This is a genomic window from Brevundimonas sp., assembly GCF_046295075.1.
Classification (GTDB): domain Bacteria; phylum Pseudomonadota; class Alphaproteobacteria; order Caulobacterales; family Caulobacteraceae; genus Brevundimonas.
On the sequence record NZ_JBKBOC010000001.1, the window covers coordinates 234,835 to 253,288 of the forward strand.

At 65.9% G+C, this 18,454-nt stretch carries 16 protein-coding genes and 1 pseudogene; 11 read left to right on the forward strand and 6 right to left on the reverse strand.

What is annotated here, in order from left to right; all coding sequences use genetic code 11:
• Nucleotides 1-27 precede the first annotated feature (27 nt).
• Complete coding sequence (locus tag ACK4MH_RS01255; RefSeq protein WP_409713564.1) at nt 28-738, reverse strand: SDR family NAD(P)-dependent oxidoreductase; 711 nt, start codon at nt 736-738, stop codon at nt 28-30.
• A 41-nt stretch (nt 739-779) separates the two neighbouring features.
• Here ACK4MH_RS01255 and ACK4MH_RS01260 point away from each other — a divergent pair, with 41 nt between their 5' ends.
• The 5 genes from ACK4MH_RS01260 to ACK4MH_RS01280 all read left to right on the forward strand — a co-directional run bounded on the left by ACK4MH_RS01260 (nt 780) and on the right by ACK4MH_RS01280 (nt 9,257).
• On the forward strand, nt 780-1,478 hold the full coding sequence (locus ACK4MH_RS01260; RefSeq protein ID WP_409713567.1) for an HAD family hydrolase: 699 nt from the start codon (nt 780-782) through the stop codon (nt 1,476-1,478).
• 245 nt (nt 1,479-1,723) lie between these two features.
• The gene (locus tag ACK4MH_RS01265) at nt 1,724-5,068 is read left to right on the forward strand and encodes a TonB-dependent receptor domain-containing protein (protein ID WP_409713570.1); all 3,345 of its coding nucleotides are present in this window, start codon (nt 1,724-1,726) and stop codon (nt 5,066-5,068) included.
• A 200-nt stretch (nt 5,069-5,268) separates the two neighbouring features.
• Nucleotides 5,269-5,583, forward strand: coding sequence for a hypothetical protein (locus tag ACK4MH_RS01270; RefSeq protein ID WP_236547491.1), 315 nt, complete (start codon nt 5,269-5,271; stop codon nt 5,581-5,583).
• 25 nt (nt 5,584-5,608) lie between these two features.
• On the forward strand, nt 5,609-8,908 hold the full coding sequence (gene carB / locus ACK4MH_RS01275; protein WP_409713573.1) for a carbamoyl-phosphate synthase large subunit: 3,300 nt from the start codon (nt 5,609-5,611) through the stop codon (nt 8,906-8,908).
• 64 nt (nt 8,909-8,972) lie between these two features.
• Nucleotides 8,973-9,257 (forward strand): DUF1294 domain-containing protein, encoded by a 285-nt coding sequence (locus ACK4MH_RS01280; RefSeq protein WP_409713576.1) that lies wholly within the window; start codon nt 8,973-8,975, stop codon nt 9,255-9,257.
• Here ACK4MH_RS01280 and ACK4MH_RS01285 read toward each other — a convergent pair.
• Nucleotides 9,247-10,548 carry a dicarboxylate/amino acid:cation symporter gene (locus ACK4MH_RS01285; RefSeq protein WP_409713579.1) on the reverse strand — a complete coding sequence of 434 codons (1,302 nt, stop codon included), beginning with the start codon at nt 10,546-10,548 and terminating at the stop codon, nt 9,247-9,249. The genes ACK4MH_RS01280 and ACK4MH_RS01285 overlap by 11 nt on opposite strands.
• Nucleotides 10,549-10,675: 127 nt before the next feature.
• Here ACK4MH_RS01285 and ACK4MH_RS01290 point away from each other — a divergent pair, with 127 nt between their 5' ends.
• The 5 genes from ACK4MH_RS01290 (at nt 10,676) to ACK4MH_RS01310 (ending at nt 13,486) form a co-directional block, all read left to right on the forward strand.
• Nucleotides 10,676-10,888, forward strand: a complete 213-nt coding sequence (locus ACK4MH_RS01290; protein ID WP_409713582.1) for a cysteine protease — start codon at nt 10,676-10,678, stop codon at nt 10,886-10,888.
• A 70-nt stretch (nt 10,889-10,958) separates the two neighbouring features.
• Entirely contained in the window at nt 10,959-11,624 is a 666-nt protein-coding gene (locus tag ACK4MH_RS01295) for a glutathione S-transferase family protein (protein ID WP_409713585.1), read from the forward strand.
• Nucleotides 11,625-11,679: 55 nt separating this feature from the next.
• On the forward strand, nt 11,680-11,880 hold the full coding sequence (locus tag ACK4MH_RS01300; protein WP_346494834.1) for a hypothetical protein: 201 nt from the start codon (nt 11,680-11,682) through the stop codon (nt 11,878-11,880).
• 146 nt (nt 11,881-12,026) lie between these two features.
• Complete coding sequence (greA, locus tag ACK4MH_RS01305; protein WP_346494833.1) at nt 12,027-12,500, forward strand: transcription elongation factor GreA; 474 nt, start codon at nt 12,027-12,029, stop codon at nt 12,498-12,500.
• On the forward strand, nt 12,491-13,486 hold the full coding sequence (locus tag ACK4MH_RS01310; protein ID WP_409713588.1) for a mitochondrial fission ELM1 family protein: 996 nt from the start codon (nt 12,491-12,493) through the stop codon (nt 13,484-13,486). Before greA ends, ACK4MH_RS01310 begins: the two co-directional genes overlap by 10 nt.
• Nucleotides 13,487-13,602: 116 nt before the next feature.
• On the opposite strand, the gene ACK4MH_RS01315 is transcribed toward ACK4MH_RS01310, so the two are convergent.
• Nucleotides 13,603-13,899 (reverse strand): hypothetical protein, encoded by a 297-nt coding sequence (locus tag ACK4MH_RS01315; RefSeq protein WP_409713591.1) that lies wholly within the window; start codon nt 13,897-13,899, stop codon nt 13,603-13,605.
• A 69-nt stretch (nt 13,900-13,968) separates the two neighbouring features.
• Here ACK4MH_RS01315 and trxB point away from each other — a divergent pair, with 69 nt between their 5' ends.
• Complete coding sequence (gene trxB / locus ACK4MH_RS01320; RefSeq protein WP_409713594.1) at nt 13,969-14,976, forward strand: thioredoxin-disulfide reductase; 1,008 nt, start codon at nt 13,969-13,971, stop codon at nt 14,974-14,976.
• 16 nt (nt 14,977-14,992) lie between these two features.
• Here the strand turns inward: trxB and ACK4MH_RS01325 are convergent, their stop codons facing one another.
• From ACK4MH_RS01325 to ACK4MH_RS01335, 3 genes and pseudogenes are all read right to left on the reverse strand, one after another.
• Entirely contained in the window at nt 14,993-15,952 is a 960-nt protein-coding gene (locus tag ACK4MH_RS01325) for an aldo/keto reductase (protein WP_409713597.1), read from the reverse strand.
• Nucleotides 15,953-16,022: 70 nt separating this feature from the next.
• A pseudogene (locus ACK4MH_RS01330) lies at nt 16,023-16,448 on the reverse strand (response regulator); the annotation flags it as partial.
• A 44-nt stretch (nt 16,449-16,492) separates the two neighbouring features.
• Nucleotides 16,493-18,430, reverse strand: a complete 1,938-nt coding sequence (locus ACK4MH_RS01335) for a PAS domain-containing protein (protein WP_409713599.1) — start codon at nt 18,428-18,430, stop codon at nt 16,493-16,495.
• Nucleotides 18,431-18,454 lie beyond the last annotated feature (24 nt).

Below are 18,454 nucleotides of genomic sequence, written 5' to 3' on the forward strand. Positions count from 1 at the left end.
AAGTCACGACTGCGCGTTATTGGCGCGTTATTCGGGGATCCGCGCCCCGTCCCAGGCGAAGACCCCGCCGCTGTCGGCCGGCGTCAGGCCCGACAGAACCGCCAGCAGCCGCTCTGCGGAATGGTCGGCCGTGAACAGCCGCCCCTCGGCCACCCCTTTCTGGAACGGCGCGCTCAGGCCCGTATCCACCGTGCCGGGATGCAGGCCGGCGATCACCGCCTGCGGGTGGCTGCGCCCCATCTCGATCGCCAGATTGCGCAGGATCATGTTCAGCGCCGCCTTGGACGCGCGATAGGCGTGCCAGCCGCCCAGCCGATTGTCCGAAATCGACCCCACCCGCGCCGACAGGGCCGCGAACACCGCCCGCCGATCACGCGGCATCAGCGGCAGCAGGTGCTTGGCCGCCAGCGCCGGCCCGATGGCATTGATTCGGTAGTCCCGCAGCATGTGATCGGCATCGAGCTGGCGTAAGGACCGCTCCGGCTGAAACCCTTCGTGCAGCACGCCGGTCGCCAGCACGATCAGGGTCGGCGGCGGCCCCTGGCCGATCCGTTCGGCGGCGCGGGCCAAACCGGCTTCATCCTCCAGATCGGCGGCCAGCGCCTGAGCGCCCGCCACATCAGCGCACGACCGCGACACGGCCCAGACCGCCTCGAACGCCCCGCCGCTCACGATCCGTTCGACCATCGCCCGGCCGATGCCGCCCGTCGCACCGATCACCACTGCCGATCCGTTCATCGCGTCTCCCCTCCTCGTTCGTCCCATGATAGGGGCGCGGCATGAGCATCACCACGGTCGGCCTCGATGCCGACGACACCCTTTGGCACAACGAGACGATCTTCCGCCTGACCCATGCGCGGTTCGTCGATCTTCTGGCCGACCACGGCGACGAACCGACCATCGAGGCGCGTCTCGCCGAGACCGAGCAACGCAATCTGCGCCTCTATGGTTACGGCGTGAAGGGCTTCACCCTGTCGATGATCGAGACGGCGATGGAGCTGACGGGCGGCGAGGCCCCGCCCCATGTCGTGCGCGAGATCCTGGCGGCCGGCCGCGAGATGCTGGCCCACCCGGTAGAGACCCTGCCCGGCGTGGACGAGGTGATCGCCGAACTGTCCGAAAAATACCGCCTGGTCCTGATCACCAAGGGCGACCTGCTCGATCAGGAGCGCAAGCTGGCCGCCTCGGGCCTGGGCGACCGTTTCAGCGCCGTCGAGATCGTGTCCGAGAAAGACCGCGCCACCTACGACCGCGTCTTTAACCGCCACGGCACCGGCGCGGCCGAGGCCGTCATGGCCGGCAACTCCATGAAGTCCGACGTCCTGCCCGCCATCGCCGCCGGCGCCTTCGGCGTCCATATCCCCTACCACGTCACTTGGGCCCACGAACTGGCCGACGCCCCGGAAGATCAAAGCAGATTTGTTGCGCTATCGGCGATATGTAACTTGCCTGAAACGATCAAGATGTGGAGCAATTAAGGCACTCTAACATCTAGAAAACCCACCTATACGCAGAGATGAGGAAGTGGTTTCGCAGATTATTAAATAACGTCGTTCATGTTGCAGTATTGAAACGAACTCTTAGACAACACAGATATATATAAATAACAACTAAGGCCAAGGTTGACCCCCGGGAGATGTGTTGTCTTTGTGACAGCTAGGGGGCGCCTAGAAGACCAAAAGCGCTTGTTTGGCTCCCTGATGTGACGCTTCCGGAGCAAAAAATGCGTAGAATTCTTCTGGCCTCGACTGTGCTTGCCGGCGCAATCGCCACGTCTGGCGTGGCCATGGCCCAAACCGCCCCTAACGCCGATACGCCGCTGAACACGGTTCCCGCTGCGGAAGATGTGCAAGACCAACAGGCGACTCAGTTGGGCGAGATCGTGGTGACCGGCTCGCGTATTCGTCGCGATCCGACGAATGCCCCCACGCCGCTGATCCAGATCGGTCGCAATGAGCTGCTGAACACCGGTCAATCGACAGTGATCGATTATCTGGCCACCCTGCCCGCGCTTTCGAACTCGCAGATTCCGTCGGACACGACCGGCTCCACCTTGGGCGCCGGCGGTCTGTCGTTCGCAAACCTGCGCCAGCTGGGCTCCAATCGCACCCTGACCCTCGTCGACGGTCGTCGCCACGTCGGTTCGTCGGGCGGATCGCTCGCGGTGGACATCGACACCATTCCGCGCCTGCTGATCGAAAACATCGAGATCATCACCGGCGGCGCGGCCTCGGTTTACGGCGCTGACGCCGTGTCCGGCGTTCTGAACTTCGTGCTGCGCAAAGACTTCGAAGGATTGGAAGTCGACGCCAACTACGGCATGATCAATCAGGACGGCCAAACCAATAAGCGTTTCTCCGCCCTGGTCGGCAAGAACTTCTTCGACGATCGTCTGAACGTCTACGCACATGGCGAATACGAGCAGGCCGATGAAGTCAAACTGACTGACCTCGACTGGATTGACCGTTCATCAGCCTTGGTCTCGATCGATTCCGATCGTACGGCGCAGCGTTACGACGGCAACCTGGACGCCCAGGTCTTCTCGGGTCTTCGCACTCTGAGCCGTCCCCTGTGGGGCCAGACCACGCTCGCCAATGTTCAGCAGCCTACGGATCTGACCAGCCCCAACGTGGCTTATGAAGATTGCTTCGGCGGCGGCGACGGTTTCACCAACGCGGCGAACTGCTTCGGCGTGACGCCAGGCAAGACGTTCATTTACGATGGCGCAAACGCCCGTGCAGCCAACTTCGGCCAACGCATCGGCAACGTCGGCATCAACCGCACGCTGAACATCGGCGGGGACGGCTACAATCCCGTTGAATATAACGGCGCCATTACGCCGAAAACGGAGTCGGCGCGGTTCCAGGTCGGCTCGACCTTCAAGCTGACCGACAACATCGAACTGTATGGCGAAGCCAAGTATGTGAAGGAAGAGACGTCCTTCAGCGGTCAGCGGACATTCTTCAACGTCACGCTTGAGAACTCCTATGCCGCGAACGAGGCGAACATCATCGAGGATGTGAACCTGTTCGACCTGCGCTGGGACGACAACGCCTATCTGCCCCAATCGGTCAAGGATGCGATCCGCACCAACTTCGTCACGCCCTATACCACGCCGACCCTGACCACCCCCGGCCAACCGCTGGCCCCGGTGCTGACTCAAGTCGCCCGCCACACCCTGTTCGGCCCGCGTCGCGACCAACAGAACACCCGTGAACTGCAACGCTTCGTCGTCGGCGCGCGTGGCGATCTCGATCGCCTGGCCTTCGTCAAGGATCTGAACTGGGACATCGGCTACACCTACGGCAAGGTCGAAGTCGAAAACATCGAGACCGGCGTCGACAGCCAGCGGTTCGCGCTTGCAGCGGACGCCGTGGTGGACACCCTCGGGCTCGTCAACGGTCAGGCAGGACAAGTGGTCTGCCGGGTTCAGTTGTTGGACGCCCAAGGCGTGCCGAGCGGCAATATCGGGGACCCGGTCCGCGGCGGCGACCTGCGAGACAGCGAATACGGCCGCAACTCCATCCAACAGTGCGCCCCGCTGAACATCTTCGGCGAAGGCAACCAATCTGCAGAAGCACTGCAGTATGTCGACGCCGCCGTCGCTGTGACCGAGCAGAACGAACAGCACCAGGTCATCGCTTCGGTCGCTGGAAATCTCTGGGACTTCTGGGGCGCCGGCGCCATCGGCGTGGCTGTCGGCGGTGAGTATCGCAAGGAAACGACCTCGGGCACCGGCCGTGACGCCGGTGGACGTCTGCTGTTCCTGAACTCGTCGCCCGACTTCCCGGAAGTTTCCTATGAGAGCAAGGAAGTCTTCGCGGAAGTCTCGCTTCCCTTGATGCGCGACACCATCCTGGGCGAGTATGCAGAACTCAGCGGTTCGTACCGTTATGCTGACTACTCCACCGTCGGAAGCCAGGACGTCTACGGCGTTAACCTGGTCTATCGCCCGATTTCGGACATCACCTTCAAGACCAGCTTCAACACCTCGATCCGCGTTCCCGACCTTAACGAGAACTTCTCGCCATTCGGTCAGACCTTCGCGAACGATTTCGCCGACCCCTGCACCACGGCGGCGATCGTCGGGGTCAGTGAAACGGCGACGCGCGAGAACCGCATCCGCAACTGTACGGCGCTGGCGCAAGCCCAAGGCCTGTCGTTCGACTTCGCCGGTGCGACGCCGGAGACCACGGATGATTTCCGCCCCAACTACACCTCGGGCGTCTCGGGCGTCCTGGGCGGCAACCCCAACCTGCAGCCCGAAGAGTCGGAAAGCTTCACCTTCTCGACGGTGCTGAAGCCTCGCTTCATCCCCAACTTCTCGCTGGTCCTCGACTACTACGAAATCACGATCGACAACGTGATCGCCGCGGTCTCCGCCGAAACCGCCGCCGCGAACTGCGTCGATGGTCCGTCGCTGAACGCCGGGGCTTGCGCCACCATCTTCCGCAACAACCCGGCGATTCCGTTCGGGATCGGCGCACCTGCTGGCGACCCGATCGGCGGCTTCATCCAGGGCTCGATCAACTACGCCAAGCTGGAAACCCGCGGCCTGGACTTCACGGCCAACTATCGTTTCGACTTCGACGAAATGATGGGTCGCAACTGGGGTCGCTTGGATTACTCGATCGCCGGCCTGTGGGTTCTTGATCAACAGAACTTCCTGAACGCCGACGATCCGTCCGACTTTGACGAGTTGGCCGGAACCTTGGCCTTGGGCGGCTCCAACCCCCGCGTTCGCTTCAAGTCGTCGCTGACCTACACGCCGAACGACACCTGGAGCGTGAACTGGACGGCCGACTGGCAATCGTCGCAAGAGATCACCGCCTCGCGTGATTTCGTCAATAACGCCGACGCTCGCCTGTTCGATCAGACCCGGACCGGCAACTTCTCGCGCCACGATCTGACGGTGCGCTGGAACGTTCGCGACGACCTCGCGGTGCGTGCGGGCGTGGTCAATGTGTTCGACGCCGAACAGCGCGACTTCCTGGGTCAGTCGATCTATTCGAACTTCGACCCCTACGGCCGCCGCTTCTTCGTCGGCCTGAACTTCCGCCCGTTCTAACGGCGGCGAGACCTAGAAAAATGGAGGGCGGCGTCGCAAGGCGCCGCCCTTTTTGTTTGCACCAAAGCCTCGGCCGTCTTGTCAGGCGGAGCCTCCCTCTCTAAACGGGCCGCTTAACCGACAAGCAGACGTGAGCGTCGCAGGGCCAGGCTCTGCGGGGACTTCTCGCGCGCGTAGAGAACGAAGGACGACGCAGCCCCTTGGACGCCTCGGACATCAGTCATGACGAACGCGACGCCATGGTGCGCGCGGCGCTGGCCGAACAGGGCGACAGCGGCGTGACCCCACGCCACACGCGATTCTACTTCTATGGCGAAGGCGACCACGGCGACCTGAACGAGGTCGCGCGTCGCGCCGGCTTCCTGACCGGCGGCGCCGACGATTCCACCACACTTGAGACCACAATGGCGGTGGACGAGGCGTCGTTCGCCGCGACCTCCGCCATGATGCAGACCTGGGCCGCAGCGTTTCAGCTGGACTATGACGGCTGGGACTGCGCGGTCGTGACCCATTAGCGTTCAATAAGAAGAAGAGCTGGCGATGCCCAAGCGCACAGACATCCAATCCATCCTCATCATCGGCGCCGGCCCGATCGTCATCGGCCAGGCGTGCGAGTTCGACTATTCCGGCGTCCAGGCGTGCAAGGCGCTGAAGGCGGAGGGGTACCGGGTCATCCTGGTCAATTCGAACCCCGCCACCATCATGACGGACCCCGAGGTGGCCGACGCCACCTATATTGAGCCGATCACGCCCGAGATGGTCGAGAAGATCATCGCCAAGGAACGCCCCGACGCCCTGCTGCCGACCATGGGCGGCCAGACGGCGCTGAACACCGCCCTGGCCCTGGACGCCTCGGGCGCCCTGACAAAATACGGCGTGGAAATGATCGGGGCGAAAGCCGACGTGATCGACAAGGCCGAGGATCGCCAGAAATTCCGCGACGCCATGGACAAGCTGGGTCTGGAAAGCCCCCGCTCCAAGGCCGCCCATTCGATGGAAGAGGCGCTGGACGGGCTGGAGTTCGTCGGCCTGCCCGCCGTCGTCCGTCCGTCCTTCACCCTGGCCGGCACCGGCGGCGGCATCGCCTTCAACCGCGAGGAGTTCGAGGAGATCGTCCTTCGCGGCCTGGACCTGTCGCCGACCACCGAGGTGCTGATCGAGGAATCGGTGCTGGGCTGGAAGGAATACGAGATGGAGGTCGTCCGCGACACGGCGGACAACTGCATCATCGTCTGCTCCATCGAGAACATCGACCCGATGGGCGTCCATACGGGCGACAGCATCACCGTCGCCCCTGCGCTTACGCTGACCGACAAGGAATATCAGCGGATGCGGACGGGCTCGATCAACGTCCTGCGCGAGATCGGCGTCGAGACGGGCGGATCGAACGTCCAGTGGGCCATCAACCCCGCCGACGGCCGGATGGTGGTGATCGAGATGAACCCGCGCGTGTCGCGGTCGTCCGCCCTGGCCTCCAAGGCCACCGGCTTCCCCATCGCCAAGGTCGCGGCCCGTCTGGCCGTCGGCTACACGCTGGACGAACTGACCAACGACATCACCCAGGTCACGCCGGCGTCGTTCGAGCCGAGCATCGACTATGTCGTCACCAAAATCCCGCGCTTCGCCTTCGAGAAATATCCGGGGTCGGAGCCCCTGCTGGGCACCTCGATGAAGTCAGTGGGCGAGGTCATGGCCATCGGCCGCACCTTCCAGGAATCGATGCAGAAGGCCCTTCGCGGGCTTGAGACCGGCCTGTCCGGCTTCGACGAAATCGAGATCGAAGGCGTCGCCGATGTCGAGGACGCCGGCGCCGCCCGCGCCGCCGTGGTCCGCGCCCTGGGCATCCCGACCCCCGACCGCATCCGCGTCATCGCCCAGGCCTTCCGCCATGGCCTGACGGTGGAAGAGGTCAACGCCGCCTGTTCCTACGAGCCCTGGTTCCTGCGCCAGATCGCCGACATCGTGCGCGAGGAAGGCCACATCCGGGTCAAGGGCCTGCCGACCGACCCGACCGAGTTCCGCCGCCTGAAGGCCAAGGGCTTCGCCGACGCCCGCCTGGCACAGTTGACCGGCGCGACCGAAAAGGCCGTCCGCACCGCCCGTCGCGGCCTGAACGTCCGCCCGGTGTTCAAGCGGATCGACACCTGTGCGGCCGAGTTCGCCAGCGCCACCGCCTATATGTATTCGACCTATGAGACCGGCGCCCTGGGCCAAATCCCCGAGTGCGAGTCCGAGCCGACGAACAAGAAAAAGGCCATCATCCTGGGCGGCGGTCCGAACCGGATCGGCCAGGGAATCGAGTTCGACTACTGCTGCTGTCACGCGGCCTTCGCCTTCGCCGACATCGGCGTCGAGTCGATCATGGTCAACTGCAACCCCGAGACCGTCTCGACCGACTACGACACCTCCGACCGCCTGTATTTCGAGCCCCTGACGGCCGAGGACGTGCTGGAGCTGATCGAGGTCGAACGTTCGAACGGCGACCTGATCGGCTGCGTCGTCCAGTTCGGCGGCCAGACCCCGCTGAAACTGGCCCATGCGCTGCAGGAAGACGGCATTCCGGTGCTGGGCACGTCCGTCGACTCCATCGACCTGGCCGAGGACCGCGAACGCTTCCAGCAAATGCTGGAAGGCATCGGCCTGCGCCAACCGCCCAACGGCCTGGCCCGCAGCGCCGAAGAGGCCGCGCAGAAGGCGGAAGAGGTCGGCTATCCCGTCGTGCTGCGCCCCTCCTACGTCCTGGGCGGCCGCGGCATGATGATCGTCCACGACCGCGAGCAGCTGGACCGCTACGTCCACGAGGCCATGCGCGTCTCGGGCTCGGACCCCGTCCTGATCGACCACTATCTGAACCGCGCCACCGAGGTGGATGTGGACGCCCTGTGCGACGACGAGACGGTCTTCGTCGCCGGCGTGCTGGAACATATCGAGGAAGCCGGCGTCCACTCGGGCGACAGCGCCTGCTCCATGCCGCCCTGGTCCCTGTCGGCCGAGACGGTGGCCGAGCTGAAGCGCCAGACCACCGAAATGGCCAAGGCCCTGAAGGTGCGCGGCCTGATGAACGTGCAGTTCGCGATTGAAGAGCCGCACAGCGCCGAACCGCGCATCTTCGTGCTGGAGGTGAACCCGCGCGCGTCCCGCACGGCGCCCTTCGTGGCCAAGACCATCGGCCAGCCGATCGCCTCCATCGCCGCCAAGGTCATGGCCGGCGTGCCGCTGAAATCCTTCGGCCTGACCGACAAGCCCTACGACCATATCGCGGTCAAGGAAGCGGTCTTCCCCTTCGCCCGCTTCGCCGGGGTCGACACCATACTGGGCCCGGAAATGCGCTCGACGGGCGAGGTCATGGGCCTGGACTGGAAGCGTGAGGGCGAGGCCGACATGGCCCCCGCCTTCGCCCGCGCCTTCGCCAAGTCCCAGATCGGCGGCGGCGTCACCCTGCCCACCTCGGGCTGCGCCTTCATCTCGGTCAAGGACGAGGACAAGGCCTTCATCGTCGATGCAGCCAGGACGCTTCTGGCCGAAGGCTTCACCCTGATCGCCACCGGCGGCACCCACAGCTACCTGGTCGAACAGGGGCTGGAGGTCGGCCTGGTCAAGAAGGTGCTGGAAGGCCGCCCGCACATCGTCGACGCCATGAAGAACGGCGAGGTCCACCTGGTCTTCAACACCACCTCGGGCAAGCAGTCGCTGCAGGACAGCTTCAGCCTGCGCCGCACCGCCCTGATGATGAAGATCCCCTACTACACCACCACCGCCGGCGCCCTCGCCGCCGCCCAGGCCATCGGCGCCATCAAGGCCGGCGACCTGGATGTCCGACCGATCCAGGATTACGCCTGACGTTGACGAAATCTCCGGCTTTCGGCCGCAAGCTGCGAATGCGTAGCGGCCGAAAGCCAGGGACATGCCGATCTCAAATCTCGACCTCGCCCTGATCGCCATCCTGTGCGCCGAAGTCCTGGGCTTCGCCGCCTTCGCCAGGGATAAGCAGAGGGCGCACGCGGGCCTGTGGCGCACGCCTGAGGCGACCCTGCTGCTGTTTGGCCTGATCGGCGGCCTGGGCGCCTGGATGGGTCAGCACCTGCTCCGCCACAAGACGCGCAAGGAGCCGTTCAGGACCCAGTTCGGCTTCGTCGTCCTGCTCCACCTGATCCTGCTGGCGGCCGGCGCGGCCTGGGTCATTCTGTAACGGTATCGGCCGCCTCTTCGTCCCCGTCCTCCCCCGCCACGATCCGCGTCGCGGCCAGGTCGGCGGTGACGTTGCCGACGGTGCGGAAGATGTCGGGGATGACCTCGACCGCCAGCAACAGCGGCAGCACGCCCAGCGGCAGGCCCATGGCCAGGCAGATGGGGCCGATGGCGGCGAAGAAGCTGACCTGACCGGGCAGGCCGACCGAGGCGATCGACACGGCGATGGCCGTCAGCCCCCCGGCGATCAGCACGCCCAGGCTCAGCTCGACCCCGTGCAGCTGCGCCACATAGAGGCAGACCGCCAGGTTCGCGACCGGGCTAGTGATGCGGAACACCGCCACCGCCAGCGGCAGGACCAAGCCCGCCGAGGTCTGGGGCACGCCTAGCCAGTCGCGCGCCCGCTCGATCATGACCGGCAGGCTGGCCAGCGAAGACTGGGTCGAGACGGCGACGACCTGGGCCGGGGCGACGGCGCGGGCGAACCGGGCCAGCGAAATCCGCCCCCAGACGACGGCGACGACATAGATGATCAGGATCAGGCCGATCTGGCTCAGGCAGACGATGGCGACATAGTGGGCCAGCGTCCCCGCCACCCCCAGCCCGGCCCGCAGGCCGACGCCCAACGCCAGGGCGAAGACCCCAAACGGCGCGGCCAGAAGCACCCAGTGGACGATCACCACCATGGTCTCCGCCACCGCCTCGAAGAAGCCCGCCAGCGGCCGGCGCAACTCCGTCTTGATCCGGGTCGCGGCGAAACCGAAGGCGACGGCGAAGACTACGACCGCCAAAACCCCGTCGTCCGCCGCCGCCTTGATCACATTCGCCGGCGCCAGACTGGCCAGGAAGGCGCGCAGGCCGTCCGTCCGCGCCGCCTCGCCCACGGTCGTCAGAGACTCGGTCGTCACGCCGGCCAGCAGTCCCCTGCCCGCCTCCGGATCGATGGGCCAGACCGCCAGCAGGCCCAGCCCCGCCAGGATCGCATAGACGGTGGCCCCCACCAGCAGAACGCCGAACACCACCAGCGACCGCACGGCGATCCGCCCCGTCGCCGCCGCGTCGGCGATGGAGACGATGCCCGTCACCAGCAGGCTGAACACCAGGGGGATGACCGTCATGCGCAGCGCATTCAGCCACACCTGACCCAGGCTTTCGACCACCCCCAGCGATCCGGTCAGCCACGACGCCTGCGTCCCCTGCGCCAGGGCCCCGACCACCACCCCCGCGACCAGGGCGGCGATGACGAAAAAGCTCAGGGAGGTGAAGAAGGCGGCGATGCGAGATTGGCTCATAAGCCAGAGCTAGCACCGCTTTTCGCGGCGCGCGCGCCAAACCTTCTGTCTGCCATCTTCAGTTCATGTCGTCGCAGGGCGAACCGCGACGCCAGACGGCGCGTTAAGCCGCCAAAGGAGATCAACCATGTCCCGTCTGCACAAACTCGTTCCCATGCTCGGCGGCCTGCTGCTGTCCAAGGGCGGTCGGCGCGTCGCCGGTCGCCATGCCGGCAAGCTGGCCCTGGCCACCCTGGCCTATGAGGTCTGGCGCAACCGTCGCGAAGGCGCCAAGCCTCAGGTCACGCCCAGGCCTGCGCCCGAGCCGCGCGCGCGGTGGAGCGGTCGTCGCCCGCGATAGCGCTCGACTTCCCCCTCGACTTCTTGGGCGGCGATGCGAATAGTCGCGCCTCGCCGCCTGGAGCCGACCCATGATCAAAGTCCATCACCTAAACGACAGCCGTTCGCAGCGCGTCCTGTGGCTGCTGGAAGAGTTGGGCCTGGATTATGAGGTCGTCCGCTATGAGCGGAACGCCGGCAACCGCCTGGCCCCGCCCGAACTGCTGGCCATCCACCCCTTAGGCAAGTCGCCGGTGATCGAGGACGGCGGGGTCAAGGTCGCCGAGACCGGGGCCATCGTCGAATATCTGCTCGATACCTATGGTCAGGGACGACTGCGACCGGCGGCGGGGACCGAGGACGGTCGTCGCTTCACCTACTGGCTGCACTATGCCGAGGGTTCGGCCATGCCGCCCCTGCTGTTGAAGCTGGTGTTTGGCATGCTGCCGCGCCGCGCGCCGGCCCTGCTGAAGCCCCTGGTCAAGAGCATCGCGAACAAGGCCTTGACCAGTTTCGTCGATCCGCAGCTCAAGACCCACGTTGGCTTTTGGGAGGCTGAACTGGGCCGGTCCCAATGGTTCGCGGGCGATCAGTTCACCGCCGCAGACATCATGATGAGCTTCCCCGTCGAGGCCGGCGCCGACCGGGCGTTCGACGCGGCGACCAAACCCCGCCTGAAAGCCTTCCTGGCCCGCATCCACGCCCGCCCTGCCTATCAGCGCGCCCTGGAACGCGGCGGCCCCTACAGCTACGCGTGATCGGATCGTGATCGAGGGCGACGCAACCCGGCGTGGCCCAAGACGTTAATAGGCCATGCGCCTTCAAACCATTCAGATCGTGGCCGGACTTGCAGCGGCCGTCGCCTTCATCCTGGCTTTCATGGCTGCAGGAGCCGCCCTTGTCTCGGGCCTGTTCATGTTGGCCGGTCTCGCGGCCGTCGCCTGGCTGGCCTACAGCCTGATCAAGGGCGTCCTGCGCCGCGATCCCAAGTCCGAACCGCCCGCGCGAGCCTGATGTTTTCATCGGCTCGGGGCCCCGCTCTTGAAATCTTGAGCGGGAAACCCTAGTATTGATGCCCGGCCGCGCCCGCCCCGCGGCCTTTTGTATGCTTACTTCGCGTCTTTCCAGTCTCCGGGCGAACCAGAAAAATCACGACACCAATGGAAAAAGTGCCGATGACGGGCGAGGGCTACCGTGTCCTCGACGATCAACTGAAGCAATTGAAGTCGGTCGAAAGGCCGAGCGTCATCGCGGCCATCTCCGAGGCCCGCGAACATGGCGATCTGTCTGAAAACGCCGAATACCACGCCGCCAAGGAGCGGCAGGGTTGGATCGAAGGCCAGATCGCGGACATCGAAGACAAGATCAGCCGCGCCCAGGTTATCGACGTGTCGAAACTGTCGGGCAGCCAGGTCAAGTTCGGCGCCACGGTCACCGTGGTCGACGAGGATACCGAGGACGAGGCCCGGTATCAGATCGTCGGCGAGCACGAAGCCGACGTGAAGAAGGGCAAGGTCTCCATCGCCTCGCCCATCGCCCGCGCCATGATCTCCAAGGAGGTCGGCGACGTCGTCGAGGTCAACACCCCCGGCGGCGTCAAGGCCTACGAAATCCTCAAGGTCGAGTGGAAGTAACGATGGCGGCGGGGGCGGCGTCAGCGCGCCCCCTCTCCATCTGGGTCGTCTCCGACGGCCGCGCCGGCATCGAGAACCAAGCGCTGGGCCTCGCCGAGGCCGTTCAGCGCCTGACCCCGGCCGAGATTGCGATCAAACACATCCGCTGGCGGCCGCTGTTCGACCGACTGCCTTCGGCGTTGAAGACCCCGACCATGCTGGCGTCCGCGCCGCTGACAGAGCCGTGGCCCGATCTTTGGATCGCCACCGGCCGCGCGACCCTGCCCCTCTCGACCCGCATCAAAGGCTGGAGCGGCGGCAAGACCTTCGTCGTCCAGACCCAGGATCCGCGCTGGGCCAACGACCGCTACGACCTGATCGTGGCCCCCGCCCATGACGAACTGTCGGGCGACAATGTCTTCGAGATCACCGGCTCGCCCCACCGCATCACGCCGCAGCGGATCGCCGAGGCTGCGCCTGCCTTCGCCGACCGGATCGCCCCCCTGCCCCACCCGCGCGTCGCCGTGCTGATCGGCGGCAAGTCCAGGGCCTTCGACCTGCCCGAGGCCCATGCGACGGACCTGGCGGACCAGATCGCCGACGCCGTGCGCGCGTCGGGCGGTTCGCTGATGCTGACCTTCTCGCGCCGCACGCCGGATGCGGCCAGGGCGGCCATGACCGCCCGCCTGTCGGACCTGCCCGGCTGGATCTGGGACGGAACGGGCGACAACCCCCTGTTTGGCTTTCTACATTTCGCCGACCACATCCTCGTCACCGAGGACAGCGCCAACATGGCCGCCGAGGCGGCCTCGACCGGCAAGCCGGTCCACATCCTGCCGATGATCCCGCTGAAATCCGGCGACAAGTTCGCCCGCCTGCACGACGACCTTCAGTCACGCGGCGCGACGCAGCCCTTTGACGGCACGCTGGACAGCTGGACCTACGACCCTCTGGCCGAGACCGACCGCGCCGCGCGCGCGGTGCTGGAGGCAATGCGGGCGCGCTGACGACGTCCGATCCTGACGCAGGCGTGACCTAGGGTCGATCCACGGTCAGGGAGGCGCTTTAAGAATCGCTCGCAAAAATCTGCACTAAAGTGCACTCAAAAAAATTGCAGTGGCGTTCAGTCGCCCCCGCCGCCGCCATCCCCGCCGCCGTCCGAGCCCCCGTCATGGCCGCCCTGATGATGCGTGTCCGAGGACGGGATCACCGCGCCGCCGCCGTCCGACCCGTCGCCCTTCCTGGTGGGCTTGGCCTTGGCGTTCGCCGCGCCCATCAGCGCCACGCCCAGGCCCGATCCGATGGCTATGCCCAGGGCGAGACCCAGGCCGATGTTGTCCATCGCGGAGCCCAGCGCCACCCCGATCGACACCCCCACGCCGATCCCGATCGGCAAAAAGGCCGCGCCCTTGTTGGTCATCCCCATCTCCCCTTCTCGTCAGACGAGACTAGCATCGCGCAAACGGGAATCAGCCCCTAAATAGGGGCCATGACCCAAGCTCGTACCGTTCGCGTCGCCATCATCGGTTCCGGCCCCGCCGGCTGGACCGCCGCCATCTACGCCGCCCGCGCCTCGCTGAACCCCGTCGTCATCGCCGGCATCCAGCCCGGCGGCCAGCTGACCATCACCACCGATGTCGAAAACTATCCCGGCTTCGCCGACACCATCCAGGGCCCGTGGCTGATGGAGCAGATGCAGGCCCAGGCCCTGCACGTCGGCACCGAGGTCATTCACGACATCGTTGTCTCCGCCGACCTGTCGCAACGCCCGTTCCGGCTGAAGCTGGACGGCGGCGACGAAATCCTGGCCGAGACCATCATCATCTCCACCGGAGCCCAGGCCAAATGGCTGGGTCTGGAGTCCGAGGCCGCCTACCAGGGCTTCGGCGTCTCCGCCTGCGCGACCTGCGACGGCTTCTTCTATCGCGGCAAGGAAGTCGTGGTCGTCGGCGGCGGCAACACCGCAGTCGAAGAGGCGCTGTTCCTGACCAACTTCGCCTCCAAGGTCACCGTCATCCACCGCAAGGACGAGTTCCGCGCCGAGAAGATCCTGCAGGACCGCCTGTTCGCCCACCCCAAGATCGAGGTGATCTGGCACGTGGCCATCGAGGAGATCGTCGGCGTCGTCGACGGCATGGCCAAGAACGTCACGGGCGTGCGCCTGAAGAACGTTCAGGACGGCTCGACCCAGGAAATCCCGGCCGACGGCGTCTTCATCGCCATCGGCCACGCCCCGTCGTCGGAACTGTTCAAGGGTCAGCTGGAGACCAATTCCGGCGGCTATCTACGGGTCAAGCCCGGCACGGCCTCGACCGAGATCGAGGGCGTCTGGGCCGCCGGCGACGTCACCGACGACGTCTATCGCCAGGCCGTCACCGCCGCCGGCATGGGCTGCATGGCCGCCCTGGAAGTCAGCCGCTTCCTCGCCGAAGAAGACCACGCCAAGGCCCACAACCCCATCAGCCACGCCGAGGCGGAGAAGATCGGGGTCTGGTGACCCCGATCCTTCGGTATCAGTAGGCGCTCGCCTCCGTCAGCTCCGCCACATCCTCGTCCGACAACGTCAGGGTCGCCGCCTTCAGCGTGTCGGCCAGCTGCTCGGTCGAGGTCGCGCTGACGATGGGGGCCGTCACGCCGGGCTGGGCCAGCAGCCAGGCCAGGGCGACCTGAGCGGAGGTGGCCTCGTTCTTCTGGGCCACGGCGTCCAGCACGGCTAGGATGCGCACGCCGCGCTCGTCGAACTTGTCCTTCAGCATCCCCTCGCGCTTGGTCCCGGCGATCTGATCGACGGTCTTGTACTTGCCGGTCAGGAAGCCGCTTTCCAGGCTGAAATAGGTGATGACGCCCAGCCCCTTCTCGATCGCCAAGTCCTGCAACCCGCCCTCGAAGGTGTCGCGGCTGTAGAGGTTGTAGTGCGGCTGGATGGTCGCATAGGCGGCCAAGCCTTCGCGTTCCGAGATCGCCAGAGCCTCGCTGACCTGTTCGGCCGAATGGTTCGACGTGCCGATGGCCCGGACCTTGCCCGCCTTCACCAGCTTGTCGAGCGTGCGCAGCGTCTCTTCCTGCGGCGTCTTCGGGTCGGGCCAGTGGGTCTGGTACAGGTCGATATAGTCGGTCTGGAGCCGGCGCAGCGACGCCTCGACCGCCGTCTCGATCCAAGCCGGCGACAGGTCGTTGTGGCCCTGGCCCATGTCCGAGCCGACCTTGGTCAGGATCTTGACGTCCTCACGCCGTCCGCGCGCCTTCAGCCATTTGCCGATGATGACCTCGCTCTCGCCGCCCGAATGGCCGGGAACCCAGCGCGAATAGGCGTCGGCTGTGTCGATGGCGTCGAACCCGGCCTCGACGAACCCATCCAGCAGGGCGAACGACGTCGCCTCGTCGGCCGTCCAGCCGAAGACGTTGCCGCCGAACACCAGGGGGGCGATGTCCAGGCCGCTGGAGCCGAGCTTGCGTTGGGTCAGGGTCGTCATGGGGAAGGTCTCCTGTGGGGAGCCCTCGACATATGCCGCATCGCAGCGACCGCAACCGCCTTGGAAGCGGTCAGGCGAAGAGTTGAAGACCGGGCGGCGCGTATTCGACCGGCCCGCCCTGACGGCGACGCAGGGCATAGTCCACGGCCCTCTGGACTGCGTGTTCATCGGTGGGCTTCGACAGGACGCCGATGGTGCCGGCGACGCCGTCGCGCACCATGCCGGGGTTGGCCGTCATGAACAGCACGGAGACGCCCATATCCTGGCCCAGCTCGCGACCCAGGTTGATGCCCGTGGGGCCGTCGGACAGGTGGATATCGACCAGAGCAAGGTCCACGTCGTTCTCACGCACCAGGTCGAGCGCGGCCTTTGCGGTCGCGGCGACACCCAGGACTTCATGTCCCAGATCTTCCAGGACGAAGCGCAGCTCCATGGCGACGAGAGCTTCGTCTTCGATGATGAGGATACGCGCGGTCATAGGTGATGCTTGTGCTCGGGAACGTACACAACGCGAGTTCGACCGATAGGTTCAACGCGCTGCTAAATTCTCTCGCCGCTCGCTGCCCTGCGGCGCGAGAGCGCCGTCGCCGGCAGATCGACGACGACCTTCAAACCCTCCGGTCGCCATTCGCGTTCCAGGCGTCCGCCCAACTGGCCCTGGACCGACAACGTCGCCAGCGAGGAGCCGAAGCCGGCGCGCGAAGGCTCGCCCTGGATGATCGGCCCGCCGTTTTCGCTCCAGGTCAGGACGAACCGGTCCTCGTCACGAACAGTGACAAGCGATACCACGCCCCCCTTCTCCGACAGGGCGCCGTATTTGGCGGCATTGGTCGCCAGTTCGTGGAACAGCAGGGCGACGGAGGTCGCGGCCTGATCGTCGAACACGGCGTCGTCTCCCGTGATCCTGACGCGCGGCGCGCCCGTCTCGTCGGCATAGGCCTTGAACAGGTCCGACAGGAAGGAATGCAGGGTCGTCGCGCCGACTGTCGGCTTGGACGTCTCGGTGTGCGGCCGCACGAACTCGTGCGCCCGGGCCAGGGCGGCGATGCGGGTGCGCAAAGAGGCGGAGAAGGCCTTGGCCTCAGGATACTGTCGCGCCGACAGGGCGACCAACGCCGTGATCACCGCGAAGATGTTCTTGATTCTGTGGCTCAGCTCCTGGCTGACCAACTCGCGGCCCTGTTCCAGCCTCTTCAGCTCGTCGATGTCGGTCAGGGTGCCGAACCAGCGGGTGATTTCGCCCTGCTCGTCGCGGACGGCGACCGCACGCCCCAGCGTCCAGCGATAGACGCCGCTGTGATGCTTCAGCCGGTATTCGATCTCATAGGGTTCGCCCGTTTCGAGCGAGTGACGCCAGACCGCCCAGGCCCGCTCCTGATCGTCCGCATGGAACATGTCGTTCCAGCCCTCGCCGTCCGTGGAGCCTGCGGGCACGCCCGTGAACTCGTACCAGCGGGCGTTGTAGTAGTCGTGGAACCCGTCCGGCTGGGTCGACCAGACCATCTGCGGCATGGCGTCGGCCAGGACGCGGAACCGGGTCTCGCTCTCGCTCAGCGCCCGCGCCGTCTCGGCGAGATCCGTCTCGATCTGTTTGCGCTCGGTGATGTCCACGGCGATGCCGGGCAGACGAATGGCTTCGCCCGAACGGTTGAAATAGGCCTGTCCCCTGGCCAGCACCCAGCGCACGTCGCCGTTGGCCGCCAGCCGGTATTCGCTGAGAAAGACGCCGTCCCCGGACTTGGCGCGCTCGATCTCCTCGCCGACACGCACCGCATCGTCTGGGTGAATGCTGCCGGTAAAGACCTCGATGGGCACGCCGTCGCGCGCGGCGGCGGCGTCTACGCCATACATCCGGGCGAAGCGTTCGTCAGCGACGACCCGGTTCTGGGCGATGTCCCAGTCCCAGGCCCCGACATAGGCCGACGCCTCCATCGCCAGACGCGCGGTGTCGCGGCTGCGATCCCGGTCCAGCAGGGCGCGACGCAGCTCCAGCTGGGTCATGACCTGATCGGCCAGTGTCTTCAGAGCCATGGTCTGAAGCTCGGTCAGGCCTTCGGGGCGCGGCTTGTCGTCGAGCACGCACAGCGCACCCAGCGACACGCCGTCGGACGTCTTCAACGGATGGCCGGCATAGAAGCGGATGTGGGGCGGGCCGGTGACCAGGGCGTTGTCGGCGAAGCGCGGATCCTCCAGAGCATCCGTCACCACCATGGCGGCGTCGGCGAGCATGGCGTGGGCGCAGAAGGACAGGGGGCGCGGTGTCTCGCGCACGCCCAGTCCGACCTCGGCCTTGAACCACTGACGCTCGGCGTCGACCAGACTGACGGCGGCCATGGGCGCGTCGCAGAGGCGCGCGGCGAGGTTGGCGATGTCGTCGAACGACGCCTCGGGCGTCGTGTCCAGCACGCCGTATTGTTTGAGCGCTCTCAGACGATCGACCTCGTCCCACCTAGGACATTCGACTTCGGGGTGGGTCAAGCAGGCGTCCTCGTCGGGCCGGAG